Origin of the sequence: Kribbella sp. NPDC050124, assembly GCF_044460355.1 — a bacterium.
GTDB lineage: Bacteria > Actinomycetota > Actinomycetes > Propionibacteriales > Kribbellaceae > Kribbella.
In genome coordinates this window covers 21,025-45,657 of sequence record NZ_JBITJU010000016.1, presented here as the reverse complement: position 1 = coordinate 45,657, position 24,633 = coordinate 21,025, and the positions used below count along the sequence as shown (strand labels likewise).

General features: G+C 69.7%; 22 protein-coding genes. 12 read left to right on the top strand and 10 right to left on the bottom strand.

Going from position 1 to position 24,633, the window contains the following annotated elements:
• Nucleotides 1-75 precede the first annotated feature (75 nt).
• Nucleotides 76-828, top strand: a complete 753-nt coding sequence (locus ACIBL3_RS30415) for a class I SAM-dependent methyltransferase (protein ID WP_396357144.1) — start codon at nt 76-78, stop codon at nt 826-828.
• A 10-nt stretch (nt 829-838) separates the two neighbouring features.
• Complete coding sequence (locus tag ACIBL3_RS30410) at nt 839-1,966, top strand: M24 family metallopeptidase (RefSeq protein WP_396357143.1); 1,128 nt, start codon at nt 839-841, stop codon at nt 1,964-1,966.
• 1 nt (nt 1,967) lies between these two features.
• Here ACIBL3_RS30410 and ACIBL3_RS30405 read toward each other — a convergent pair whose 3' ends face one another.
• Complete coding sequence (locus ACIBL3_RS30405; RefSeq protein ID WP_396357141.1) at nt 1,968-2,963, bottom strand: GlxA family transcriptional regulator; 996 nt, start codon at nt 2,961-2,963, stop codon at nt 1,968-1,970.
• 70 nt (nt 2,964-3,033) lie between these two features.
• On the opposite strand from ACIBL3_RS30405, the gene ACIBL3_RS30400 reads away from it, so the two are divergent.
• Both ACIBL3_RS30400 and soxR read left to right on the top strand, forming a co-directional pair.
• Nucleotides 3,034-4,308 carry an MFS transporter gene (locus ACIBL3_RS30400; protein ID WP_396357139.1) on the top strand — a complete coding sequence of 425 codons (1,275 nt, stop codon included), beginning with the start codon at nt 3,034-3,036 and terminating at the stop codon, nt 4,306-4,308.
• A 209-nt stretch (nt 4,309-4,517) separates the two neighbouring features.
• Nucleotides 4,518-4,997, top strand: a complete 480-nt coding sequence (gene soxR, locus ACIBL3_RS30395) for a redox-sensitive transcriptional activator SoxR (protein WP_396357137.1) — start codon at nt 4,518-4,520, stop codon at nt 4,995-4,997.
• A gap of 4 nt (nt 4,998-5,001) precedes the next feature.
• Here soxR and ACIBL3_RS30390 read toward each other — a convergent pair whose 3' ends face one another.
• On the bottom strand, nt 5,002-5,475 hold the full coding sequence (locus ACIBL3_RS30390) for a carboxymuconolactone decarboxylase family protein (protein WP_396357135.1): 474 nt from the start codon (nt 5,473-5,475) through the stop codon (nt 5,002-5,004).
• Between the two features lie 157 nt (nt 5,476-5,632).
• Here ACIBL3_RS30390 and ACIBL3_RS30385 point away from each other — a divergent pair, with 157 nt between their 5' ends.
• On the top strand, nt 5,633-7,765 hold the full coding sequence (locus tag ACIBL3_RS30385) for a RecQ family ATP-dependent DNA helicase (protein ID WP_396357133.1): 2,133 nt from the start codon (nt 5,633-5,635) through the stop codon (nt 7,763-7,765).
• A gap of 90 nt (nt 7,766-7,855) precedes the next feature.
• Here ACIBL3_RS30385 and ACIBL3_RS30380 read toward each other — a convergent pair whose 3' ends face one another.
• The gene (locus ACIBL3_RS30380; RefSeq protein ID WP_396357132.1) at nt 7,856-8,662 is read right to left on the bottom strand and encodes an ArsR/SmtB family transcription factor; all 807 of its coding nucleotides are present in this window, start codon (nt 8,660-8,662) and stop codon (nt 7,856-7,858) included.
• Between the two features lie 119 nt (nt 8,663-8,781).
• Between ACIBL3_RS30380 and ACIBL3_RS30375 the strand changes: the two genes are divergently transcribed.
• Together ACIBL3_RS30375 and ACIBL3_RS30370 are read left to right on the top strand one after the other, a co-directional pair.
• Nucleotides 8,782-9,588 (top strand): GNAT family N-acetyltransferase, encoded by an 807-nt coding sequence (locus tag ACIBL3_RS30375; protein WP_396357131.1) that lies wholly within the window; start codon nt 8,782-8,784, stop codon nt 9,586-9,588.
• Nucleotides 9,585-10,337, top strand: a complete 753-nt coding sequence (locus tag ACIBL3_RS30370; RefSeq protein WP_396357130.1) for an SDR family oxidoreductase — start codon at nt 9,585-9,587, stop codon at nt 10,335-10,337. Before ACIBL3_RS30375 ends, ACIBL3_RS30370 begins: the two co-directional genes overlap by 4 nt.
• Before the next feature lie 228 nt (nt 10,338-10,565).
• Here the strand turns inward: ACIBL3_RS30370 and ACIBL3_RS30365 are convergent, their stop codons facing one another.
• The 5 genes from ACIBL3_RS30365 to ACIBL3_RS30345 are packed head-to-tail and all read right to left on the bottom strand — an operon-like array spanning nt 10,566 to nt 13,992.
• Nucleotides 10,566-10,964 (bottom strand): VOC family protein, encoded by a 399-nt coding sequence (locus ACIBL3_RS30365; RefSeq protein ID WP_396357129.1) that lies wholly within the window; start codon nt 10,962-10,964, stop codon nt 10,566-10,568.
• A complete protein-coding gene (locus ACIBL3_RS30360) occupies nt 10,961-11,431 on the bottom strand; it encodes a MaoC family dehydratase (RefSeq protein ID WP_396357128.1) in 471 nt (156 codons plus the stop codon). Before ACIBL3_RS30360 ends, ACIBL3_RS30365 begins: the two co-directional genes overlap by 4 nt.
• Entirely contained in the window at nt 11,428-12,207 is a 780-nt protein-coding gene (locus ACIBL3_RS30355) for a PIG-L deacetylase family protein (protein WP_396357126.1), read from the bottom strand. The genes ACIBL3_RS30360 and ACIBL3_RS30355 overlap by 4 nt, the downstream gene beginning before the upstream one ends.
• A gap of 25 nt (nt 12,208-12,232) precedes the next feature.
• On the bottom strand, nt 12,233-12,799 hold the full coding sequence (locus ACIBL3_RS30350; RefSeq protein WP_396357125.1) for an OsmC family protein: 567 nt from the start codon (nt 12,797-12,799) through the stop codon (nt 12,233-12,235).
• A 23-nt stretch (nt 12,800-12,822) separates the two neighbouring features.
• The gene (locus ACIBL3_RS30345) at nt 12,823-13,992 is read right to left on the bottom strand and encodes an NAD(P)/FAD-dependent oxidoreductase (RefSeq protein ID WP_396357122.1); all 1,170 of its coding nucleotides are present in this window, start codon (nt 13,990-13,992) and stop codon (nt 12,823-12,825) included.
• Between the two features lie 108 nt (nt 13,993-14,100).
• Here ACIBL3_RS30345 and ACIBL3_RS30340 point away from each other — a divergent pair, with 108 nt between their 5' ends.
• Together ACIBL3_RS30340 and ACIBL3_RS30335 are read left to right on the top strand one after the other, a co-directional pair.
• Complete coding sequence (locus tag ACIBL3_RS30340; protein WP_396357121.1) at nt 14,101-16,671, top strand: ATP-binding protein; 2,571 nt, start codon at nt 14,101-14,103, stop codon at nt 16,669-16,671.
• A 46-nt stretch (nt 16,672-16,717) separates the two neighbouring features.
• Nucleotides 16,718-17,434, top strand: a complete 717-nt coding sequence (locus tag ACIBL3_RS30335) for a MerR family transcriptional regulator (protein WP_396357120.1) — start codon at nt 16,718-16,720, stop codon at nt 17,432-17,434.
• On the opposite strand, the gene ACIBL3_RS30330 is transcribed toward ACIBL3_RS30335, so the two are convergent.
• Nucleotides 17,417-18,949 (bottom strand): adenylate/guanylate cyclase domain-containing protein, encoded by a 1,533-nt coding sequence (locus tag ACIBL3_RS30330; protein ID WP_396357119.1) that lies wholly within the window; start codon nt 18,947-18,949, stop codon nt 17,417-17,419. The two genes, ACIBL3_RS30335 and ACIBL3_RS30330, sit on opposite strands and share 18 nt — an antisense overlap.
• Nucleotides 18,950-19,075: 126 nt before the next feature.
• Here ACIBL3_RS30330 and ACIBL3_RS30325 point away from each other — a divergent pair, with 126 nt between their 5' ends.
• Together ACIBL3_RS30325 and ACIBL3_RS30320 are read left to right on the top strand one after the other, a co-directional pair.
• Nucleotides 19,076-20,275 carry an RNA-guided endonuclease InsQ/TnpB family protein gene (locus ACIBL3_RS30325; protein WP_396357118.1) on the top strand — a complete coding sequence of 400 codons (1,200 nt, stop codon included), beginning with the start codon at nt 19,076-19,078 and terminating at the stop codon, nt 20,273-20,275.
• A 105-nt stretch (nt 20,276-20,380) separates the two neighbouring features.
• Entirely contained in the window at nt 20,381-21,754 is a 1,374-nt protein-coding gene (locus ACIBL3_RS30320; RefSeq protein ID WP_396357117.1) for a CapA family protein, read from the top strand.
• Here ACIBL3_RS30320 and ACIBL3_RS30315 read toward each other — a convergent pair.
• Complete coding sequence (locus tag ACIBL3_RS30315; RefSeq protein ID WP_396357116.1) at nt 21,751-22,509, bottom strand: M28 family metallopeptidase; 759 nt, start codon at nt 22,507-22,509, stop codon at nt 21,751-21,753. The two genes, ACIBL3_RS30320 and ACIBL3_RS30315, sit on opposite strands and share 4 nt — an antisense overlap.
• A 350-nt stretch (nt 22,510-22,859) precedes the next feature.
• Between ACIBL3_RS30315 and ACIBL3_RS30310 the strand changes: the two genes are divergently transcribed.
• A complete protein-coding gene (locus tag ACIBL3_RS30310) occupies nt 22,860-24,623 on the top strand; it encodes a M1 family metallopeptidase (RefSeq protein WP_396357115.1) in 1,764 nt (587 codons plus the stop codon).
• Nucleotides 24,624-24,633 lie beyond the last annotated feature (10 nt).

Genomic DNA, 24,633 nt, shown 5'->3' with positions numbered 1-24,633 from the left:
TTTCCGTCACCGCCTGCTTGTGCGGTTGTGAGCGATCGGTGCTACACCTGTCGGTAGGGGGCAAGGAGGTTGACCATGGCAACAGCTGCGATGGTTGCCGAGTTCGGGGATGTCGCGGGGTGGACCGCCGAGGCGGTCGAGCAGCTCGGGGCCGGGCATGCCATTCCGGCGGCCTGCCGTGGCAGTTCGAGTCCGACCGGGCTCGCCTGGCTGGCCGAGGCGTGTGAGTTCGCGCCCGGGGACCGGTTGCTGGACGTCGGCGCCGGAGTGGGCGGTCCTGCGGCGTGGGCGGCGGAGCGGTTCGGGGTGCGGCCAATCCTTGTCGAGCCGATGCACCCGGCGTGCCGGGCTGCTGCGCAGCTGTTCGGGCTGCCGGTCGTGCGTGCCGACGGCGGGCGGATTCCGCTGCGGACGCATTCGGTCGATGTCGGTTGGTGCCTGGGTGTGCTGTGCACAGTCGAGGACAAGGCGGCGTTGCTCGGCGAGATGCACCGGGTGATGCGGCCGGGCGCATCGCTGGGCCTGCTGGTCCTGGTCACCCGGCAGGTGCAGCTGTTGCCGCTGCCGGAGGGTAACCACTTCCCGACCCAGGGCGAGCTCGTCGGATTGCTGGCCGACGCCGGCTTCGACCTCATCCAGCAGATCACCCGTCCCGACGACTGCCCACGGTCGTGGTCCCGCCGCGCAGAACAGGTCGCGGCGGCCATTGCGGCGAAGCACCAGGCCGACGAGGCCTACACGTTGGCCGCACGCCAAGTCGAGCGTCTGGCCCGCTTGCTGGCGGCTGGTCAGGTTTCGATCCAACTGGTGCACGCGGTGGCTGGCTAGAGTCGGCTGCATGTCGAGTCGAAGCCCACAAGGTCCTGTTCCCGATGCAGCCGTACTGCGTGCCAGGGTGGGGCGTGCCCGTGCGGCCGCTGCCGGGACCGGGCTACTGATCGCGCCCGGGTCGGATCTGCGGTACTTGCTCGGGCAGGCCGGTGGTTCGCTCGAGCGGCTGACCACGCTGGTCGTCCCGGCCGAGGGGTCGCCGGTGCTCGTCGTACCGAAGCTGGAAGCGCCTGGCTTCGCCGACCTGCCGCTGGCCGAGCTCGGCGTCGAGGTCGTCACGTGGGTCGACGGCGAGAACCCGTACGGCGTTGCCGCCGAGCACCTGCATGGAGCGGAACAGGTAGCGGTCAGCGACTTCACGCCTGCGCTGCACGTGCTGGCGCTGCGCAAGGCCTTGCCCGACGCGGAGCAGGTGCTGGCCGGGCCGATCGTGCGCGAGCTGCGGATGCGCAAGGACGCGGCCGAGGTCGAGGCGCTGCGGAAGGCGGGTGCGGCCATCGATCGCGTGCACGCTCGCGTCGGTGAGTGGCTGCGCCCGGGACGCACCGAGGCCGAGGTCGGGGCGGACATCGCGGCGGCGATCGTCGCGGAGGGGCATGTACTGGCCGAGTTCGTCATCGTCGGCAGCGGGCCGAACGGCGCGAGTCCGCACCACGGCGTGTCCGACCGGGTGATCGAGGCCGGCGACGTCGTGGTCGTCGACATCGGCGGACCGGTTGCCGAGGGCTACTACTCCGACTCGACCAGGACGTACGCCGTCGGTGAGCCGCGAGACGCTGACGTCGCCGCGACGTACGCCGTACTGCGGGATGCTCAGCAGGCGGCTGTGGACGCGGTGCGGCCAGGGGTGTCCGCGGAGTCGATCGATGCCGCGGCTCGGGACGTGATCGCGGCTGCCGGGTTCGGTGACCTGTTCATCCACAGGACGGGCCACGGGATCGGGCTCGACGTGCACGAGGAGCCGTACATCGTCAGTGGCAACGAGCTGATTCTCGAGCCAGGCATGGCGTTCAGCGTCGAGCCGGGCATCTACCAGCCGGGGCGATGGGGTGCGCGGATCGAGGACATCGTCGTGGTCACGGCGGACGGCGTGGAGCCGATGAACCAGCGACCGCACGAGTTGGTGGTGCTGTAGGTCAGCCGGCCCGGAACGTCTTGCGGTAGGCGAGCGGCGAGACACCCAGCTCGGAGCGAAGGTGATGGCGCAGCGACGCGGCGGTGCCGAGACCCGCGGACTCCGCGACCCGGTCGACCGACAGGTCGGTGGTCTCCAGCAGGTGGCACGCGTGCCGGACGCGTTGCTGCAGCAGCCACGTGCCGGGGGACTGGCCTGTCTCGGCCTTGAACCGCCGGCTGAACGTGCGGACGCTCATCTGGGCGTGCGCGGCCATCGCGGTGAGGCTCAACTCCTCGCCGAGCCGCTCCAGCGCCCAGGCTCGCGTCGGCGCCGTACCCTCGCTGCCCTCGTCCGGGACGATCCGCTCGATGAACTGTGACTGCCCACCGTCGCGCCACGGCGGTACGACGCAGTGCCGTGCGGCCCGGTTGGCCACCTCGCTGCCGAAGTCGCGGCGGATCAGGTGCAGGCAGAGGTCCACGCCCGCGGCGAGACCGGCTGACGTGATGATGTCGCCGTCGTCGATGAACAGCAGGTCCTCGTCGAGCTTCACCTGCGGGTAGAGGTCCCTGAACATCTCGGCCCGGCGCCAGTGCGTCGTGGCCGGCCGCGCATCCAGGTAGCCGGCTGCGCCGAGCACGAACGCGCCGGTGCAGATCGACGCGATCCGGGTGCCCGGCCGGATGGTGTCCAAGGCCTTCGCCAGGTCGTCGGGCAGGGTGCCTTCGTACCGCGGCTGGGCGATGTACGTGCCTGGGATGATCACCGTGTCCGCCTCGGCCAGCACTTCCGGGCCGTAGTCGGGAATCAGGCTGAAGCCGGCACCGGCCCTGATCGGGGCGATCTCGAGTCCACAGATGCGGACGTCGTACAGCGGCGTGCCGTCGGCCGTCGTTGCCGCGCCGAACACGGTCGGCGGGATAGTCAGGTCGAACCCGACCACCGGTTCCAGTGCGAGCACCGCAACCACGTGCGGCCCGACCGCGTGCAGTCGTCGCTTCGCTTTCGGGGTCATGGCCATATCTTGACACATGCTGGCGTTCTGGCCACTGGTTCACTGCTGACGCAGACGGCACAGTAAGCGGGTGACGCAGATTCTGGAGACGAAGAAGCCTGCCCGGGTGCACCTGGCCTGGGCAGTCGCCGCAGTCGGGTTCGTGACGCTGATCGGAGCGGCCGGGTTCCGCTCGGTGCCGGGGGTCCTGCTCGACCCGCTGCACGACGAGTTCGGCTGGTCGCACGCGACGATCTCGTCGGCGGTGTCGATCAACCTGCTGCTCTACGGCCTGATCTCGCCGTTCGCGGCGGCGCTGATGGACCGCCTCGGTCTGCGTCGCGTGGTCAGCGGAGCACTCGTGCTGATCGCGCTCGGCAGCGGACTGACCGTCTTCATGACCGCGTCCTGGCAACTGCTGCTCACCTGGGGGCTGTTGGTCGGCGTCGGCACGGGGTCGATGTCGATGACGTTCGTCGCGACCATCACCGGTCGCTGGTTCGTCCAGCGGCGTGGTCTGGTCACCGGCATCCTGACCGCGGCGGGCGCTACCGGCCAGCTCATCTTCTTGCCACTGATCGCGAGCCTGGCCGGTGCCTACGGCTGGCGCGTCCCGGCGCTCGTCGCGGCTGGCACGGCGCTGGCCGTCGTACCACTGGTGTTGCTCTTCCTGCGCGACTACCCGAGCGATGTCGGCCTGCGGGCGTACGGCGCTCCCGAGGGAAGCACTGCGGGCCAGCGAGTGGAGACGACTGGCAGCAGTGCGCTGCGGGCGCTGAGTGCGCTGCGGTCCGCGATGCGCCGGCCGGCGTTCTGGATGCTTGCGGGTGGCTTCGCCATCTGTGGTGCGTCGACGAACGGGTTGATCGGCACGCACTTCGTCACCGCGGCTCACGACCACGGGATGCCGGTGACGACCGCTGCGTCGCTGCTGGCGTTGGTCGGGATCTTCGACGTCGGCGGCACGATCGTGTCCGGCTACCTGACCGACCGGTGGGACCCGCGCTACCTGTTGATCGCGTACTACTCGCTCCGCGGACTGTCGCTGCTCGTACTGCCGTCCCTGCTCGGTCCGAGCGCGCAGCCGAGCATCTGGGTGTTCATCATCTTCTACGGACTCGACTGGGTGGCGACCGTGCCGCCGACGGTCGCGCTGTGCCGCGAGTGGTTCGGTGTGGACGGGCCGATCGTGTTCGGCTGGGTGTTCGCGTCACACCAGATCGGCGCCGCTCTGGCCGCTACCGGCGCCGGCGCGATCCGCGACGTCCAGGGCAGCTACAACCTCGCGTGGTACCTGGCCGGCGGGCTCTGCGCAGCGGCTGCGCTGATGTCCGCGAGCATCGGACGCCGACTCGTGACCGCCTGATCCCGTCGGCTAGCCTCGATAGTGCTCCGTGGTGGTGAGTCTTCGAGCGATTGCGGTGTTCAGGTGCGTGCATCGCGGTGCTTGAGGAGCGTCCTCGATGCAGATCTATCGTGGATGATCCTCAAGTGCCGCGAGGTGCGTGCCTGGGCGCCGCAAGCGCCGAAGAATCTCCGCCACGGAGCACTAGGGTCGAGGCGGAGGGATGACGGGTGGACATCGAGGCGGGTGAGTTGACGGTTGGGCAGTTGTCGCAGCGCAGTGGGGTGGCGATCTCGGCACTGCACTTCTACGAACGGCAGAACCTGATCGTCAGTCGCCGTACGTCGGGCAACCAGCGCCGGTACAAGCGCGACACGCTCCGCCGGGTCGCGCTGATCCGGATCGCCCAGCGGGTCGGCATCCCACTGGCCGAGGTCGCCGCGATCCTGGCCCTGCTGCCGGAGAACCGGACCCCGACCCGCCAGGACTGGGAGCGGATCTCCGAATGCTGGCAGGCCGAGCTCGACAAGCGGATCCTGCACTTGGAACAGCTCCGCGACGATTTCAAGGACTGCGTCGGCTGCGGCTGCCTGTCCCTCGACCGGTGCACGCTGGCCAACCCGTACGACGCTCTGGCCGCGAACGGACCGGGGCCACAACGGTTGGTGTCGACCAGCGGCGAGCCGTGTCATCCCGGGAAGTGCGCCTGACCCGTCAGCCCCACTGACCGGGCACGTAGTCACCAGCGGGCCGCTGCGTGATCACGTTCAGGCGGTTCCACGTGTTGATGAGAGCGATCAAGGACAGCAGCGCGGCGAGCTGGTCGTCGTCGTAGTGCTTGGCAGCGTTGGCCCACACCACGTCGCTGACCCCACCGGCGGCGTCGGCGATCCGGGTGCCTTCCTCGGTGAGCTCGAGGGCCGCACGCTCAGCCTCGGTGAAGACCGTCGCCTCCCGCCAGGCTGCAACGAGGTTGAGCCGCACCGAGGTCTCACCGGCGTGCTCGGCGTCCTTGCTGTGCATGTCGACGCAGTAGCCACAGCCGTTGATCTGGCTGGCGCGAATCTCCACCAAATGCCGGGTGGTGGCGGGCAGCGTCGAGTCCCACACGACCTTGTTCGCGGAGGTGATGTACTTCATCACCTTGGCGCCGACCGGGTTGGCAAGGTGGTCGAATCGGGCGTTCATATCGTTCTCCTTCCGGGTTTTCTCCCTACCGGACCGACGAGGCAGTCGGGTCGGGTGTGAGTTGTGGGGAGCGTGAGCTGGGTCGCCGCGCCGGGTTGTCCACAGGTCGGCGATCGGGACGAGAAATGTGGGGGTGCGGGCGTCTAGGGTGCTTGGCATGGCTGACACCAGTTCGACCACCAGCACGCTGACCGAGGCGCGCGCCGGGATCGCCGGCGGCGTGATCCAGGCGATCGCGGGGGAGAGCGCGCGATTGCGGGCGGATCAGGAGACCGCGGTCGCCGCTTTGTGCGAGGCGAGCGCGCGGGTGCTGGTCGTGCAGGCGACGGGCTGGGGCAAGTCCGCGGTGTACTGGGCGGCGACGGCGATCCGGCGGTCCGAGGGCGCCGGGCCGACGCTCGTGGTGTCACCACTGCTGTCGCTGATGCGTGACCAGGTCGCGGCCGCGAGCCGAGCCGGTCTGCGGGCCGCGACCTTGAACTCGAACAACATCGACGAGTGGTCGAGTATCGAGCACGACCTGCGCTCGGGTGCGATCGACGTGCTGCTGGTGTCTCCGGAGCGGCTGGCGAATCCGGGCTTCGGCCGGCGCGTGCTCGACGGGCTGGCCGGGCAGGTCGGCTTGCTCGTCATCGACGAGGCGCATGCGGTGTCGGATTGGGGTCACGACTTCCGGCCGGACTATCGGCGCGTGGCCGACGTGCTGCAGCAGTTGAACCCGAAGACGCCGGTGCTTGCGACGACAGCGACTGCGAACGCGCGGGTGACGGATGACGTCGCGCATCAACTGGGCGAGTCGACGCTGGTGCTGCGTGGACCGCTGGCCCGGTCGAGTTTGCAGCTGGCGGTCGTCGACGCGTTGTCGCCGTTGGATCGGTTCGCGTGGGTGGTCGATCACCTGCCGAAGCTGCCGGGTTCAGGGATCGTCTACACGTTGACAGTGTCGGACGCGCAGCGGCTGGCGGCGGCGATTCAGGAGGTGCACGGTCGCGACGTACCGGTCGCTGCGTACACGGGCGGTCTGGATGCGGGGGAGCGGGAGAGTCTCGAGGACGCGTTGCGGGCGAACCAGTTGAAGGCGCTCGTCGCGACCTCGGCGCTCGGGATGGGGTACGACAAGCCGGACCTCGGGTTCGTGGTCCATGTGGGCTCGCCGCCGTCGCCGGTGTCGTACTACCAGCAGGTCGGCCGTGCGGGTCGCGGGATCGACCACGCCGTCGTGGCGCTGTTGCCGTCGGACGCGGACGCCGGCGTGTGGGACTACTTCGCGACCGCAACGATCCCGGTCCCGGAGAACGTGAACCGTCTGCTGCGCGGCCTGGACGGGTACGGTCCGGATCAGCCGGCGACCGTTCCGGCGCTCGAGGCCGAGACCGGTCTGCGCCGGACCCGGGTCGAGCTGATGCTGAAGCAGCTGGCGGTCGACGGCGTGGTCGAGCGGGTCGAGCGCGGCTGGGTGCGGACCGGCGCGGAGTGGACCTTCGACGCCGCGCACTACGACGGCATCGTGGCGGTCCGGCGCCGGGAGGCGGACATCATGCGGGCCTACACCCACGGTAACCGTTGCCTGATGCAACTTCTACAGGAGTCCCTCGACGACCCGTCGGCCGAGCCGTGCGGCCGGTGTTCGGTCTGCCTTGGCGAGCTGCCGGATCCGCTCCAGGCCGCGCCGTCGCCGGAGACGGTGCAGTCGATCATCCGGCTGCTGCGCGGTGAGGTGCACGTGCTGGAGCCGCGGAAGATGTGGCCGGGTGGCGCCTTCGGCGCGAAGGGGCGGATCCCCGCGGAGCTCGGCGCCGAGCCGGGCCGGACGATCATCTACGCCGACGCGCCCGAGTGGCGTGAGGTGCTGCGCGGTACGTTCACCGACGGCCCGCCCGACCCCGACGCACTCGAGGCGTTGAAGGCGGGCGCAGTGGCCGCGTTGTCCCGCTGGCGCGGCTCCTGGTCGAGCCGCCCGGAGGTCGTCGTACCTCTCGCGGCCGCGCGCTACGGGCGGTTGACGGCGGAGATCGCTGACCACGTTGCCGGGGTCGGCCGGCTCGACAAGGCTGAGTTGACGGTGAATCCGGCGGGGTTCACCGACGACCTCTCGTCGGCCGAGGAGGCGAAGGTCTGGCGCGACGGCATCCAGGTGGACGGCCCGACCGCCCAGGCGGTCGCCGGCCGAACGGTCCTCCTGCTGGCCGACGCGTCATCCTCGCAGTGGCCGATCACCGTTGCCGCCGCCAAGCTCCGCGAGTCCGGCGCCGGAGCCGTCCTACCCCTCCTCATCCACAAGCGCCCGTAACCCGCTCAGCCGTGACACCTCGGACACCCTCTGGGGACCGCGGACATCCGGCCAGATGTTCGCGGTCCCCACGTCCTGTCCGAGGTTCAGCTAGCCGGCCGGAGTCGGGTCGGCGGCCAGTTCGGGGGTGGACTCGACGAAGGACTTGAGGTCGGAGATCAGCTCGACCCAGCCTCCGCTGACCATCTCGCGGATCGCGCTGCCGGGCTCGAAGCCGCTGTGGACGACGGTCAGCTTCACCTTGTCGCCGACCGGCTCGAGGTCGAAGCTCGCCTTCGACAGGGGCTCGCGGCTGATCCGCTGGTAGAGGTCGTCGTCGATCTCGAAAGCCTTCGCGAACTCCGGGGTCACGTGGTGCCACGTGTACGCGAGCCGTCGGTAGGGGTCGTGCTCGAGAACCACCTGATCCGGTGCGGCCATCACCGTGCCGCCTTCGTGCCAGACCATCTCCGAGCCGACCTGCCAGTCGGTCTCGAACCGGACACCCCAGTACTCCTGGGTGAACTTCGGGTCGGTCAGCGCCTGCCACAGCCGCTCCGGCGTGGTCTTGATGTAGGTGGTGTAGACGAAGTCGGTGTCGCTCATGGGTTCGGCCTCCAGAGCCGTTTTGAGGTCGGCGAACAATTGCACCCGCCGGCGGTCGTACTGGTTGATCCAGCGGTCGGCGATGGCGTTGATCGGCTCGGCGTTGAGGTAGTGCAGCTTCTCCCGCCCGCGCCACACGGTGGTGACGAGGTTCGCGCTCTCCAGGACGGTGAGGTGCTTGCTCACCGACTGCCGGGCCATGTCGAGCCCGGCGCAGAGCTCACGCAGGGTCTGGCCGTTGCGCCCGTTCAGCATGTCGAGCAGCTGCCGACGGCTCGGGTCGGCCAGTGCGCGGAACACCTCGTCGTCCATCGGCCTCCGATCAAGCCATGCAGCCAACCGGCTGCATTTCGACAATAGGCAGCCGTCAGGCTGCATGTCAAGCCGTGCAAGCCGTGCAATCCGGTTGACGGGGCTCGGACGATGAACAGGTGAAGATCGAGAACCTGGGGTGGCGGACCGAGTTGCTGGTGCTCGAGCTCAGCGGGAGCGTGCTCGAGGACACCGGCGACCACGTCGTCGTGCGCACCCCGGACAACCCGGGGTACTGGTGGGGCAACTTCCTGCTGTTCCGGACGCCGTTCGCGCCCGGCGACCTGCAGACCCGGCTGGCCGCGTTCCGCGCGGAGTTCCCGGCCGCCGGGCATGTTGCCTTCGGCATCGACAATGTCGACGGGGTGATCGGCGCCGAGGACGAGCTGGCCGGGTACACGCTGGAGCGGGACGTGGTGATGACGACGAGCGAGGTCGTGCCACCACGCCGCCCGAACGAGGAGTCGACGTACCGGTTCCTGAGCAGTGCCGACGACTGGGAGCAGTCGCTGCAGCTCAACCTGACGACGGCTCCGATGAAGGTCGACGAGGGCTACATCCGGTTCGCCCGGGCGAAGGTCGCGTCGCGGCGGGCGCTGGTTGACGCCGGGCACGGGCAGTGGTTCGGCGCGTTCGACGGTGACCGGTTGCAGAGCACGCTGGGGCTGGTGTTCGACGGCAACGGGCTCGCGCGGTTCCAGGCCGTACAGACGCATCCGGACGACCGCAACCGGGGGATCGCGAGCACGCTGGTCCACCGCGCGTCGACGTACGGCTTGACCGAGGGTGGGGCGTCGACCCTGGTGATGGTCGCGGATCCGGGGTACCTCGCGATCAGGCTCTACCGGGCGCTCGGCTTCAAGGACACCGAGACGAAGGTGCAGATCACCTTGCCGCCGGACGACGTGGCAGGGTTGGAGACATGACTGAGACTGACGTACGGCGTGGGGTCGTGCTGATCACCGGTGGGAGTCGAGGGATCGGGGCCGCGGCGGCGGTCGCGTTGGCGGCCGACGGCTGGGACGTCGGCGTGAACTACCGGACCCGCGCCGACGAGGCCACGCGGGTCGTGAAGGCCTGCGAGGAGCTCGGGCGGCGGGCGATCGCCGTCCAGGCGGACGTGATCGAGGCCGACGAGATCGAGAAGCTGTTCGACACTGTGACCGCCGAGCTCGGCCCGATCGGCGCCGTGATCAACAACGCCGGTGTGGTGTCGCCGGCCGGCCGGGTCGCCGAGTACGACGCCGCCCGGCTGGAGCGGGTGTTCCGGATCAACGCGGTCAGCGCGATCCTGGTCGCCGGTGCGGCGGTACGGCGGATGTCCACGGCGTACGGCGGTTCCGGGGGAGTGATCGTCAACGTCTCGTCCCGCGCGGCGGTGCTCGGGTCGGCCGGTGAGTACGTCGACTACGCGGCCAGCAAGGCTGCCGTGGACGCGCTCACCACCGGGCTCGGCAACGAGGTCGCGAAGGAAGGCGTGCGGGTGGTCGGGGTTCGGCCTGGTCTGATCGAGACCGACATCCACGAGGAAGGCCGCCTGGATCGCCTCGGCGCGACTCCTCCGCTTGGCCGCCCGGGGAAGCCCGAAGAGGTCGCGGCACTCATTGCCTTCCTGGCGTCCGATCGCTCGTCCTACATGACCGGGACGACGCTCGACGTCTCCGGCGGCCGGTAGTACCTACCGGCCGCCCCTCGTGGGGCGGAGTGCCTGGGGGGTGGGCCGGGTGTGGGGAACCCGGCTCGGCGGGACACCGGGCTGTGGGGGCCCGGCGCAGAGGGAGATCTACGCAGCCACGTCTGATGGGTCAGCCCACCAGAAGGTGGGTTTGCCGCCCTGACTCCGGTGGTGGAACCCACACTCTGGTGGGCTGACCCACCAGGGGTCGGAAGCGGCGAGCCTGGCTCAGGCGGGTGGTGGCGCGAAGAACTCGAGGGCGATGCCGTCGGGGTCCTTGAAGGACAGGCCCGAGCCGTAGTGCGCGTCGACGATGCCGCCGTGCTTGATGCCCAGGTCGTCGAGCCGGTCCTGCCAGCTGACGAGCTCGGCGCGGTCCGCACAGGCGAACGCGACGTGGTCGAGACCGAGCCGGCGCGGGTTGAACTCGCTGCTCCACTCACCGTCCGGGAACGTGTGCAGCCCGAACAGCTGCCCGCCGCCGATCGCGTACACCACGTGCCGGAACGGCCCGGTGTCCTCGTCCAGGACGGGTTCGGCGGCGAACAATTGCGTGTACCACGGGACGCTGAGCTCGAGATCCATGACGGTCACGGCCACGTGGGTGATCCCTGGGAACGTCTTCACCGGACAACTCCTGTCTGTCGATCGTCCTCCGGTGCGGTCGCGCCGGAGTCGTTGCCGGATCCGGTGCCTACGGGCACCTGGTACACATGTGCGTCACCGTCGAGGACGGGCACGCCGTCGCCGTTGGTGATCGTCGTACGGATCCGGAAAACCGGTTTGCTGGCGTGCACTTCGAGGACCTCGACCTCGGCGGTGATCTCGTCACCAGGCCGGACCGGCGCCAGGAAGTTCCAGGCCACGCGGAGGAACACGCTGCCGGGACCGGGCAGGTCCTCGGCGACGACCGCGTTGAGCAGGCCGGACGTCACCCCGCCCTGCACGATCAGGCCACCGAAGCGGGTGCCGGCCGCGAGTTCCTCGTCGTAGTGCAGGGGATTGCGGTCCCCGGTCAGCTCGGTGAACAACTCGATGTCGCGCCGCGACACGACCCGCGTCCGCCGGGCGGTGCTTCCGACCTGGACTGTCATCGCACACCTCCCACCACCGCGGACGACGGCTCGGTACCGTCGGCGGCGACGAAGGCTTCGGCGGACCACCAGCGGCGGAAGGTGTCGAGGCCCACCAGGTCGACCAAGCCGGTGGCCTGCGAGACGTGCGCCCGTACCGCGTCGATCTTGCGTTCGAGGTCGGTTCCGGCGAGTTCGACGTACAGCGCGAGGTCCTCAGCGGGCGTCTCGGGTGGGCTGCCCGACATCCACAGGCCGACCTGGTCGTTGAGCGGACCCCACTCGGCGTGGAATCCCGGCGTGAGCGTCGCGTACAGCAGCCGCGCTCGAGCACCGGAGGCTCGCCACGCCTCGGTCGTCCACTCCGAGATCGCGCGATGATCGGAGTGCCCGGTCATGCCGTCCGGGCCGAACGTCAGGATCGTGTCCGGCTCGACGTCCTCGATCAGTTCCGCGACCGACGCAACCCCTCCGTCTGCGTCGGCGCACTCACCGTCGTGATAGCCGAGCCAGCGATGTTCCCAGACCCCGACGATCGAGAGGCTGCTGACCATCTCGCCCTTCCGGATCTCGGCCAGCCGGTACGGCGGCATCTCGACCGGGTCCGGCGCTCCGTTCTCGCCGTACGTCGCAGTCGCCACGACGACCCGGTGTCCGGTGTCGCGCAGGGCGCCCATCAGGCCGGCGGACAGGTAGGCCTCGTCGTCCGGGTGTGCCCAGACCCCGAGGACGGTACCGAGGTCTTCGGTGCCTACGTCCTCGGTGACTGGGCGGACTATTTCCTCTGGCACGGTCATGCGGTATCGACTTCCTCTGGCACGGTCATGCGGTTTCGACCTCGATCTTGACTGGCACTTGGTTGGTGATGACGTCATAGACGGCTGACCGGGCCTGGGACTGGGCGACCAGCTCGCGCAGCTTCTCGGCGGGGGCGTCGCCCTTCACGGTGAACCGGACGGTGAGCTGTTCGTAGCCGTTCCGCACGGCCGGGTCGAGGCCGAGGATGCCGTTCAGGTCGATGTCGCCGACAACGGTCGAGTGCACCTCGGTGAGCCGGATGCCGCGGGCGGCGGCGATGTTGGCCAGCCCGGCGGTCAGGCAGGCGGCCAGGGCGTGCAGCATGTACTCGACCGGCGTCGGGCCGTTGTCGCGTCCGACCAGGACGGCGGGGTGGTCTGCGTCGAAGTGGAACGTGCGCTCGTGCGCGCGCTCCTCGCCGACCCCGAAGTACCCGTGGATGGTGCTGCGGTTGTGCGTGCCGCTGAGCCACTGGTTGCGGGCCCGGAACTGGAACTTGGCTGCCTCGGGCGCGGCCTTGACCGCGTCAAGGGTGGCGAACAGCGTCGCGGTGTCGACGCCGTTGCGGGTCGACTCGTCGGTGGTGGTCATGATGGTTCTCCTCGAGATGTCGATCAGACTGCGGTGAGCAGGCTGAGGTCAGCGAGCTCGGACGCTTCGGCGTCGAGAGCGCGACTGAGTTCCTTCTGCAGTGCTACGAATTCAGAAGCAGGTGGGTAGCCGGCCAGGGCGACGGTCAGCTCGAAGATCGGCCGCAGCGCGCGATCACGCGCCTGCTGGTAACCGGCCAGCGCCAACCTGTCGCCGTACAGGGCGCCGTCGAGGACGTCGGCCAGCAGTTCGGCATCGCGGTACGCGTCGGACATCCCGTGGCCGGTGACCGGGTCCCGGTGGTAGCCGGCATCGCCGACCAGCGCCCAGCCCGGACCGGATGCCTGGCGGATGAAGTTCGGCGCCCGCAGCATCCCGCGGACGGGCGACGTACGGCGTCCCTCCCAGAGCCGCTCGGCCAGCGCCGGGGCAACTCGCCACAGGTAGGACGTGAATGCGTCCTCGCGAGTGTCGGCCTGGCGGCGGGCCTGGTGCGCGTCGGCGATCGGGCTGCAGATCCAGATGCAGGCCTCGCCGTAATGGGTTGGGAACACTCCGGTCAGCGCCCGCTCGGCGACGATCAATTCGATCCCGTCCCAGGGAAGCCCGTCGTAGTACGCGTACTGCGCTGCACCCGAGGCGCCACGGTCCTCGACGATCTCTGCACCGAGCGAACGCGCGACGCGTGAGCCGAGGCCATCGGCGCCGACCACGAAGCGCGCTGCCAACTCCACTGGCGCGCCATTGCGATCGTGCCCGTGGACCCCGGTGGCGCTGCCGGTGTGGTCGACGGTGACGCCGTCGATCGTGACTCCGGTCCGCACTGAGGCACCGGCGCGGACAGCGGCCTCGATCACGAGCGTGTCGAGGATGTGACGCCGCGGCGCGAGCAGCAGGTCGACGCCGGCCTTCTCCTTCACCGGACGGACGACCGACTCGCCGCCGGCGGTGAAGTGCACCTTCTGGATGGCCGGCGCTCCACTGTCGAGTACGGCGTCCAGCAGACCCCACCGGTGAAGCTGCACGACACCGGGCCGGGCGAGCTGATGCGTCGACAGCGTGTCGGACGGGAACTCGTCCCGGTCGACCAGAACAACGTCGTGGCCCTGACGGGCGAGCAGGAGCGCGGTGGCGGCTCCGGCTGCTCGCGCTCCGACGATCACGACGTCATAGCGCCTGCTGAATGACTGCATGACTCGGTTGTAGGTCCGCGCCGTACTCCGGCGGATCCGTCACGACTACGTAGATCGGGCACCGGCGCTACCGAGGTCGGGTGCACAATCGGTTGGGGGTGGGTTTGCATGCTCGAACGGGAGCGGGAGCTGGCGGAGCTCGCGACGGCTGCTGAGGAGGCCAAGGCGGGCGACGGTTCCGTCGTCCTGATCGCCGGTGAGGCCGGCATCGGCAAGTCGAGCCTCGTCGGGGCCCTGCCCAGGGTCTTGCCGTCCGACACCCGGCTGCTGGTCGGGTACTGCGACGACCTGGCCACTCCACGTGTCCTAGGGCCGCTGCGGGACCTCGTGGGCAGCGTGGGAGGCGCACTGAGCAGAGCGCTCGAGTCCGGCGACCGGACCGCCGTGAGCGACGCCCTCAGGGCCGAGCTGGACCGGCCTGAGGATCCGGCCGTCCTGGTCATCGAAGACATCCACTGGGCCGACGAGGCGACCCTCGACGTACTGCGCTTCCTCGTACGGCGGATCGCCAGCCTGCCCGCCGTCCTCGTGCTGTCCTACCGGGATGTGGAGCTGACCAGGGACCACCCTCTGCAAAAGCTCCTCGGGCTCGCATCGGGCACGCCGAGGCTGCGGCGCTTACGGCCGGCTCGCCTCTCGCCGGAAGCCGTGGACCAGCTTGGTGCGCACACCGGGATGGACACCGAGCGCGTGTTCGCGGTGACGGGCGGCAACCCGTTCTTCGTCACGGAGATCTACGCGTCCGGCGACTTGGACGCCGTACCGGACACCGTCGCGGAGGCGGTCGGCGCCCGGTTGGCCGGCCTGGACGGGGCAACTAGGGATGCGGTCGAGTTGCTGGCCGTCGTGCCGTCCGGCGCCGAGCGATGGCTGGTCGAGGCCGTAGTACCGGGCGGAATCGGCTCGCTCGCGGAGGCCGAGCGGTGTGGCGGGCTCGTCGTTTCGCCGACCGGAGTCGCGTTCACGCACGAGCTGGCCCGCCGTGCGGTCGCGGACTCCATGCCGGCCGCCCGCCGAGTGCACTGCAACCAGGCTGTGCTCGCCGCTTTGCTCGATCACATCGACGACTGCGACCTGTCGCGTGTCGTCCACCACGCGGCCGAGGCGGGTGCTGCCGAGGTGATCCTCGCGCACGGACCCGCGGCGGCGCGCGAGGCCGCCGCGGCCGGGTCACACCGCGAGGCTGTCGCGCATTACCGGCTTCTGCTGGACCAGCGAGACGTGTTCTCGCCGGACGAGCTGGCCGACATCCTGGACGGGTTCGCGGTCGAGTGCTACACGGTCGGTTCGGCGGATCTCGCCGTACACGCCGAGGAGGAAGCCGTCGCGCTGCGGCGTGAGCTCGGTGACCCGCGGACGCTGGGGCTGAGCCTGCGGTGGTTGTCGCGGATGCAGTGGTGGGCGGGCGACCGGGCCAGCGCCGAGGTGAGTGGTGCGGACGCGATCGCCGTACTTGAGCACGCGGGCGACCGGCGCGCCCTGGCGCTTGCCTTGAGCAACCAGTCTCAGCTGCACATGCTGGCCGGCCGGTGGACCGATTGCGTCAACGTCGGGTTGCGGGCCGTCGCGATGGCGCGGGACATCGGCGACGCGGGGCTGTTGTCCCATGCCCTCAACAACGTCGGTACGGCGCTCTGGGACCACGGCCGGCCCGAGGGACAGGGGATCCTCGAGGAGAGCCTCGCGGTGGCGCTGGCGGCCAACGAGTTCGAGCATGCCTGCCGCGCGTACGTGAACATCATCTGGCACCTGCTGGACGTGCTGGAGTTCGCGGAGGCCGAGCACCTGCTCGAGGACGCGATCTGCCTGGCGGGTGAAGCCGAGTTCCACGGCTTCCTGCGCTACCTGCAGGTGACGCGGAGCATGGTCTACCTGGACCTTGGGCGGTGGGACGACGCCGTGCGGGAGGCCGCGTGCGCCGGCGACACCGAGGTGATCACACGCGGTCCCGCGCTCGTGGTTGCCGGGACGGTCCGGGCCCGTCGGGGAGAACCGGACGAGGGGCTGCTGGACGAGGCGTGGCAGATCGCGCAGCGGCTCGGTGAGGCCCAGCGGACCGGTCCGGCGGGGGCGGCGCTGCTCGAGGCTGCCTGGTTGCGAGACGAGGACGCGTCCGACGTCGTCGAATCGGCGTACGAGCAGGTGTACTACTTCGGACGGAACTCCTCCGCGGCCGCGTTCGGCTATTGGATGCGTGTGGCCGGGCAGCAGGTGCCGATGAACGAGTCCGGCCATCCGTACAGCTTGCTCGCGGCCGGGCAGTGGCAGGAAGCGGCTCAGGCCTGGCAGAAGGCCGGTTGTCCGTACGAGTACGCCCTCGCGCTCTCGCAGAGCAGCGACCCCGCAGATCTGCTGACGGCACTCAGTACCCTCGACGGACTGGGCGCCGAGCCGCTTGCACGCCGCGTCCGCAGCCGACTGCGGGAGCTTGGCGTCAGTCGCATCCCACGCGGACGGATGCAGTCGACCAGGGACAACCCGGCCGGACTCACCGAGCGGCAGACCGACGTCGTACGGCTGCTGGCCGAAGGACTGACCAACGCCGAGATCGCCGCTCGCCTGGTGCTGTCGGTACGCACGGTGGACACCCACGTCGCCGCGATTCTCGACAAACTCGGCGCCAAGACTCGACGCGACGCCGCGACCCGCGCCAAGGCTCTCGGACTCCTGCCCGCCTGAGTGGCAGGCTTACGGGGGAGTCAGAGTCTGAAGACGGAGGTACGGCGTGGGACTGCGGCCGGTGGATCTGGCGCGACGGGCCTCGATCTCGACGCAACTGGTGCGCAACTACGAGGCGGCCGGGATCCTGCCGCCGGCGCCACGGTCGGCGACCGGGTACCGCCAGTACGGCGAGGAGCACCTGTCCGCGCTGCTGACCTACCGGGCGCTCGCGCCGGGGTTCGGGCCGGAGGTCGCCACGGAGATCATGCAGGCGGTGCACTCCGGCGACGAGGCGCTGGCGTACCGGTTGGTGGACGCGTCGCATGCCGGATTGCATCAGCAGCGGCTGGCGACCGACGCGATGAGCGAGGCGTTGGGCGCGGCGGCTGCGGAGTTCCTGGACGAGCCGGCGGCGTCGGGTCCGTCGTTACTGGTGGGGGAGTTGGCGCACCAGTTGGGGGTGCGCACGTCGGCACTGCGCGTCTGGGAGGCGGCCGGGTTGCTGACGCCGACGCGGGAGCCGGGGACGAAGTACCGGCGGTACGGGCCGGAGGAGGTGCGGGACGCGCGCATCATCCACATGCTCCGGCAAGGGCGCTACTACTTCGAGCAGATCAAGCCGGTGCTCGACGGACTTCGCCGTACCGGAAGCACCGAGGCGTTGCGAGCGGCGATCGCGGAACGCCGGGCCGCGCACGACAACCGCACCAAGGCGATGCTGTACGGCGCCGCCCTGCTCCATCAGCTCATCGAGGAGAAGCGGTCACTGCGGGACGGCTAGCTGAGTCGGCTCGCTGCGGCCCCGGACCGTCACGTGGGAATCGGGGTTCCAGTGCGCGGCCTCGGCCGGCGCCGCCTCGTCGACCGCGGTCATGGACGCGATCAGCCGGGCCGCGGAGGACTTGGCCAGCTCGCTCAGGCGGGCGGCCTCGTTGACCGGGTCCCCGATCACCGTGTACTCGTGCCGCCGTACGTCGCCCACCGTGCCGGCCACCACGATCCCCGCGGTGACCCCGATCCCGGCGGTTGCCTCAGGCAACTCCTCGGCCAGCCGCCGGGCCAGCGTGCGCCCGGCGCGGAGCGCGCTGCCCGCCGCGTCCGGAAGCTCGGCCGGTGCGCCGAACACGGCCAGCGCGGCGTCACCGGCGAACTTGTTCACGAACCCGCCCTGCCGGACCACTTCGTCGACCACGATCGCGAAGAACCGGTTGAGTAGCTGGACCACCTCGGTCGGCGGCCGCTCCGCCGCGAGCTGGGTCGATCCGACCAGGTCGACGAACAGTACGGCGGCGAACCGCTCCTCACCGCCGAGCTGGTCACTGCTCAGCGCCTCCTGGACGACCTCCGGACCGACGTACCGCCCGAACACGTCCCGGATCCGCTCCCGCTCCCGCAGCCCCTCGGCCATCTTGTTGAACCCGGCCTGCAGCGACCCGAGCTCGGTGCCGTCGAACACCGGGATCCGGACGTCCAGCTGCCCGTCGCCGATCAGGGTCAGCGCGTTCCGCACCGAGCGGACCGGCGCGACCACCGACTTGGCCGACAGCATGGTGAGCAGGCAGCCGTTGAGCAGCACGACCATGCCCAGGGCAAGGATCATCACCGAGAGCCGGGTGGGGGAGACGTCCTGCTCGATCAGCGCGAGCACGGCCGCCAGCATCAGCCCGGCGACCGGGACACCCGAGCCGACGGCCCAGAAGAACACGGTCCGCGCCTTCAACCCGGCCGACAGCAGGCGCCTGGGCGGCGGCGAGTCGGCCAGTGCGCGCGCGGCGACCGGCCGGAGGGCGAACTCGGTGAGCAGGTAGGACACCGAGCAGGTGACGATCGTGCCGTCGACGATGGTGACCGCGATCCGCAAGGCGTTCTCCGGCTGCAGCGCCAGCGTCATCCCGGTGAAGATCACGCACGCCAGCAACCACAGGAACACCTCGATGAGGGTCAGCCGAAGCGGCAGTTGCAGGGTGGCGATCTGCTCCTTCCGGGTCGCCGGCCGTTCCTCGTCCACCCAGCGAGTCACCCGCCGCGTGAGCCGCATGCTCCACCAGCACCCGATCATCACGGCGACCAGGAAGTACGCCGGGATGAAGATGGCCTCGAGCACCTTGAGCCGGTCGACGAGCGGTGGACCGGGCAGCACGAACACCGCGAGCACGAACACGACCACCGCGCCGATCAGGTTCGTGCCGATCGAGAAGGTTGTCATCAGCACCCGCAGCCGCACCCGCAGCAACCGAGGACTCTGATCAGCCGGCCCCAGCAACCACGACCCGAACGGCCGCCGCTTGAGCACCACCTCAGGCCTTCCCTCGGGCAGCATGTGTTGGGGGGCGCGGAAATCCGTCGTACAGGACGGATCGAACCGCGACTACCTCCCTTCGCAGACAAGGGACTGTCGGTCGCGACTGATTGGATCGACGCCATGTCCCGGTTTCGGATGTACCCGACTACTGAGCAGCAGGTTACGTTGCTCGAGCAATGCAGACACGCACGGTACCTGTGGAACCTGGCACTTGAGCAGTGGTCGATGTGGAGCCGTGACAAGAGACGGACGCCGGGCTTCGCTGAGGTCTGCCGGCAGCTGACTGAGGCGCGAGCTGTGTTCGGGTGGTTGCGGGCAGGGTCGCAGACTGTGCAGCAGCAGGCGCTGCGGGACTTCGGTCAGGCCGTCAGGAACTTCTACGCAGGTACTCACCGGCGACCGACCTGGCGCAAAGCCGGGCTGCACGAGGGATTCCGTATAGTTGGTGGTCAGGCAAGCCGGGTCGTCATCGTGAACAGGAAGTGGGCGCGGGCGCTGGTGCCCAAGGTCGGCTGGGTGAGCTTTCGCCTGACCCGCGCCGTACCCGATGCGAAGTCGTACCGAATCACCCTCGACCGTGCCGGACGTTGGCACATCGCGTTCGCCGTCGTTCCGCCGCCGATCGCTGCGCCTGAAACGGGTGGAGCCGTCGGTGTGGATCGCGGCGTCGCGGTGTCGGCTGCGCTGTCCACGGGAGAACTTCTGACGTGTCCTGGATGGACGGAGGCCGAGCAATCGCGGCTGAAGCACCTGCAGCGCCGTCTGGCCCGGTGTCGTCGCGGATCCAACCGCCGCGGGCGGATCAAGGCCGCGATCGCCAAACTGTATGCACGCGTACGCGACCGCCGGAAGGATTGGGTGGAGAAGACCAGCACCGATCTGGCCCGCCGATTCGAGGTCATCCGGGTCGAGGACCTACGGATCGCCCAGATGACGAAGCGGCCCAAGCCCAAATTCGATCCCGACCGGCCAGGTGGCTTTCTGCCGAACCGTCGCCGCGCCAAGGCCGGTCTGAACCGAGGCATTCTCGCGAACGGCTGGGGACTGCTCGTCCGTCGCCTGGAGAACAAGGCATCTGGACGGGTCGAGAAGGTCCATCCTGCGTACACGTCCCAGACCTGCAGCGCCTGCGGGCATTGCGCAGCGGAGAACCGTGAGAGCCAAGCGGTCTTCCAGTGCGTAGCCTGCGGTCACCAGCTGCACGCGGATGTGAACGCAGCAGTCAACATCGCGGCCGGACGGGCCGTCAGCGCACGCCGAGGGACGCCTGTGCGGGTCTCGCCGAAGCGTGAACCTCAGCTCACTGCCTCTGCGCAGTAGCTGAAATCTCCATCCGATGGATGGAGAGGACGTCAAAGTCTGCTAGCAAGCACCCCATCTTTTGCAACCGGCTTACCGGTTGTACGGTCTCGCTACCGTGGCGATATGGCCAGGTGGCGGGTTTCGCTGGCTGCTCTAGCGGCGGCGGTGCTGGTCGCCTGCTCCGAGAGCGGCTCTGCCCAGCCATCTCCTGGTACGGCGGCCAGCCCGACGCCCACCTCACCGTTGACGACCCCGAGTTCGCCACCGGTGTCCCGGACGACGCCTGCGACGACTCCGGCGTCGACTCAGCCGCTGGTGCTTGCGGTCCACCCCACCCGGGCCGTGCAGGATGTCCCCCTGACCGTCGCCCGCTCGATCGCCCGCGGCACCTTGAAATCCTGGCGGGGCTTTCAGGTCGGGTCATTGCGTCAGGCGCAACGCTCGACCACGACCCTCGCCCTGGTTCCCGCCGCCGCGGCCGGGCCGGCCGTGCGGCCGCTCACGGTCGCCGGAATCGATCCGTTCAAGGACCCCGCTCGCTACCCGATCCGGACGGCCGGACCGCGACCGAGCGCACCCGTGGTCGACCTGACCGTCGGTGGTGACGTCATGCTCGGCCGCCGAGTAGCGACCGCTGCCGCGCAGACCGGCGACGTGTCCCGCCCGCTGCGTGCCATCGCCCCACGCCTGGCCGCTGCCGACCTGACCGTGCTGAACCTGGAGAGCACACTGTCCCGAGCCGGTACGCCGCAACAGGGAGGCGACTCGTTCGCGGCTCCGCCGGGTGTCGTCGCCGGACTGCGGGACGCCGGCGTCGACGTGCTCTCGCTGGCCAACAACCACACCGGCGACTTCCAGCAGCGCGCCCTGCTCGAGACAGTCCGGCTGGTGCGGGCAGGCGGCATCCAGCCGGTAGGGGCCGGGAGCAACCTCACCGAGGCGGCTCGTCCGGCGATCGTCGAACGCGACGGTGTCCGATTCGGCTTCCTGGCGTTCAACGCGATCGGCGAGACACCACGTGCCACCGCGACCAGCGCTGGAGCGTTCAGCATCCGCATGCCGCCGCGGACCGGCCCACTGAACGCCGGTGACCTGGCCGCGATGACGCGGGCCATCCAGACGCTGAAGGCTGCCGTCGACGTGGTCGTCGTACTGCCGCACTGGGGTCAGCAGTACACCCACAACCCCGTGCCTGCGCAGCACACCGTGGCAGCCGCGCTCACGCAGGCTGGAGCGGACCTGGTGATCGGTGGGCACCCGCACTGGGTGCAGAGCGTGCTGTTCCCGCCGGGCAAAGTGGTGGCGCACTCACTGGGGAATCTGGTCTTCGACATGGACTTCATGCAGCAGACGCAGGAGGGCGTGTTGCTGGAGCTCACCTACTGGGGCAAGACGCTGAAGGCTGCCCGGCTCACGCCGTACGTGATCGGGAGCGACTTCAGTCCGCGGGTCGTGACCGGTACGCGGGCCGAGCAGATCCTCGCCGACATCCGCTAACTGCCCAGCCAGGCGGACACCACGCGACCCATCCGTCCGAGCTGGGCCGGTGACACGACGCGAGGGAGGTCGCGGGCGGAGTGGTACTCGGCGTACGGCGTGCTGCCGAGCCGAACCCCAGGTAGTCCGGACCGAACGAACGACCAGTGGTCACTCGACCTGTTCACACACACCCTGCTCGGTACGCCGACCCGAGCCGCCACCGCACGTACTTCGTTGCGCAGGGCCACGTCGTCGGCTTGCGCAGAGCAGATCGGTACGACGGTCCCGACGCCCACCCGGTCGAGGGAGACCATGCCGCGGAGCGCATTGCGTTGCGCGGGCGGCAGCGAGGCGACGTACGCGCGGGAGCCGTAGTGATGCCGGTTGTCGCCGTCGCCGCGGGGTTCTTCGGCGCCGAAGGCAACGAAGACGGTGGGGAGGCGCGGGGAGAGTTGGGCGGTGCCGAGCAGTACGGCGATGCCCGAGGCGTTGTCCTCGGCGCCGGGTGCCTGCGGGACGGTGTCGAGGTGGGCGCCGACGATCCGGTGCGGTGCGGACGGGGCGAAGCCGGGTTTGGTGGCGATGAGGTTCCAGGTGGTTCCTGCGCGGACCGGGACGCCCCAAGAGACGCCGGCTGGTACGCGCAGGGCTTGGCGGCGGGTTTGGTAGCCGGCGGCCCGGAAGCGTTGCTCCAGCCAGGTGAGGGCCTGCAGGTAGGCCGGGCTAGTGGCCTCGCGAGGGCCGAGACCCGCCAGGTGGCGGACGGTGCTCATGGCTGCTGCGCTGTTGAAGGCTGTGGGCCGAGGTGAAGGGGTGGGGGAGACCGGAGGCGGCGACGCGGACGTAGTTGGCGCGGGTGCAGCGGTGGTGGCGGTGGTGGTCTTGGGAGGGGGTGCTGGGGACGGCGTCGGGTCGCGCGTGGTGGTTGTGCTGGTGCACGCGGCGGTGGCCAGCAGGGTGAGGACGGCGGCCAGTGGCCGGGTCGCGGCCCGCATGTGTCCATGGTGCCCGTCTGATCAAATCTGGGCCTTTTGGCACGGTGGTGCTGGTGACTCAGATTGGCCGCCACGACCCGGTCCGCCGTGGGTACTGTTCGTCGGACACCTGACTCCGGGAGCCATCCGTGACGCACGACCGCCACTCCTACGCCGAACCTGCCCTGGTTCGGACCACGCACCTGGAGTTGGACCTGACGCTGGACTTCGAGCAGAAGGTGCTGGCCGGCTCGGCTACGCACACCCTGGCCTGGACCGGTGCCGGTGACCGGTTCGTGCTCGACACGCGCGACCTCACTGTGCTCGCCGTGGAGGGTGCGACGGCGGACGGCTGGGAGCCGCTCGAGTACAGCCTGGCTGTGCCCGACCCGGAGCTCGGGGCGGCGCTGAACATCCGCACCGACCGGCACGAGCGCGTCCGGGTCAGCTACCGCACCGCGCCGACCGCGACCGGGCTGCAGTGGCTGGAGCCGTCCATGACCGCGGGCGGCGTGCTGCCGTACATGTTCAGCCAGTCGCAGGCGATCCACGCACGCAGTTGGGTGCCCGTGCAGGACACTCCGGGCGTCCGGTTCAGCTACGCCGCGCATGTGACCGCGCCGCCGGAGCTGATGGTGCTGATGAGTGCGGACAACGGCACGACGTCCCGCCGTACCGGCTCCTACGACGTGGTGATGCCCGAGCCGATCCCGTCGTACCTGCTGGCCATCGCCGCGGGCGACCTCGCGTTCGAGCCGATCGGTGAGCGGACGGGGGTGTGGTCGGAGCCGGAGATGGCCAAGCGGGCTGCCACCGAGTTCGCCGACACCGAGGAGATGATGCGGGTCACCGAGGCGCTGTTCGGCCCGTACCGCTGGGGCCGCTACGACCTGCTCGTGCTCCCCCCGTCCTTCCCGTACGGCGGGATGGAGAACCCGCGGATGACGTTCGCGACCCCGACCGTGGTGATCGGCGACAAGTCGCTGGTCAGCGTGGTAGCGCACGAGCTGGCGCACAGCTGGTCGGGCAACCTGGTGACCCAGGACAGCTGGGACGACATCTGGCTGAACGAGGGCTTCACGTCGTACGTCGAGAACCGGATCGTCGAGGCGGTCTACGGCACCGAGTTCGCATTGATGGAGACGGCGATCAAGCAGCACGCGACCGTGGTGAAGCTGGACCCGCTGACCCCGGCCGAGCTGGCGGTCGAGCTGCCCGGGCTGAACCACGGCTCGGAGTACCACGGGTCGACGGCATGCGGTCCGCTGAAGGGGTCGTGGTTCCTGTCCTGGCTGGAGGAGCGGTTCTCGCGGGAGGTGTTCGACCCGTTCCTGCGCGGGTACTTCGACCGCTTCGCTTTCCGAAGCATCAACTCGGAGGACTTCGTCGCGCACCTGCGCGAGCATCTGCTGACCCCGAATCCCGGCGTGGTGACGGACGCGGAGCTGGCAGCCTGGCTGGACGAGCCGGGGATCCCGGCGTTCGCGAGCCGGGCGCAGTCCGAACGGTTCGAGGCCGTCGACGAGGCACGGGACCGCTGGCTGGCGACTGGTGAGCTACCGGCCGCGGTGAGCTGGACGACGCAGGAGTGGCTGCGCTTCCTCGACGCGGCGCCGGACGTGCTCGGCGCCAACCAGTTGCAGCAGCTCGACCGCGCCTTCCAGCTGACCGGGACGGCGAACGGCGAGATCGCCCGGCGCTGGTACCAGATCGTTGCCGCCAGCAGCTATGAGGCGTCGTACGCCGATCTGGCGTCGTTCCTCACCAAGGTCGGGCGGATGAAGCTGGTGCTGCCGGTCTACCGGGCACTGGCCGGGACGGACCGGGCGTTCGCCTCGGAGGTGTTCGCGAAGGCGCGGCCCGGGTACCACCCGATCACCACCGCCGCGGTGCAGAAGATCCTGGGCCAGTAGTCGCGTATCC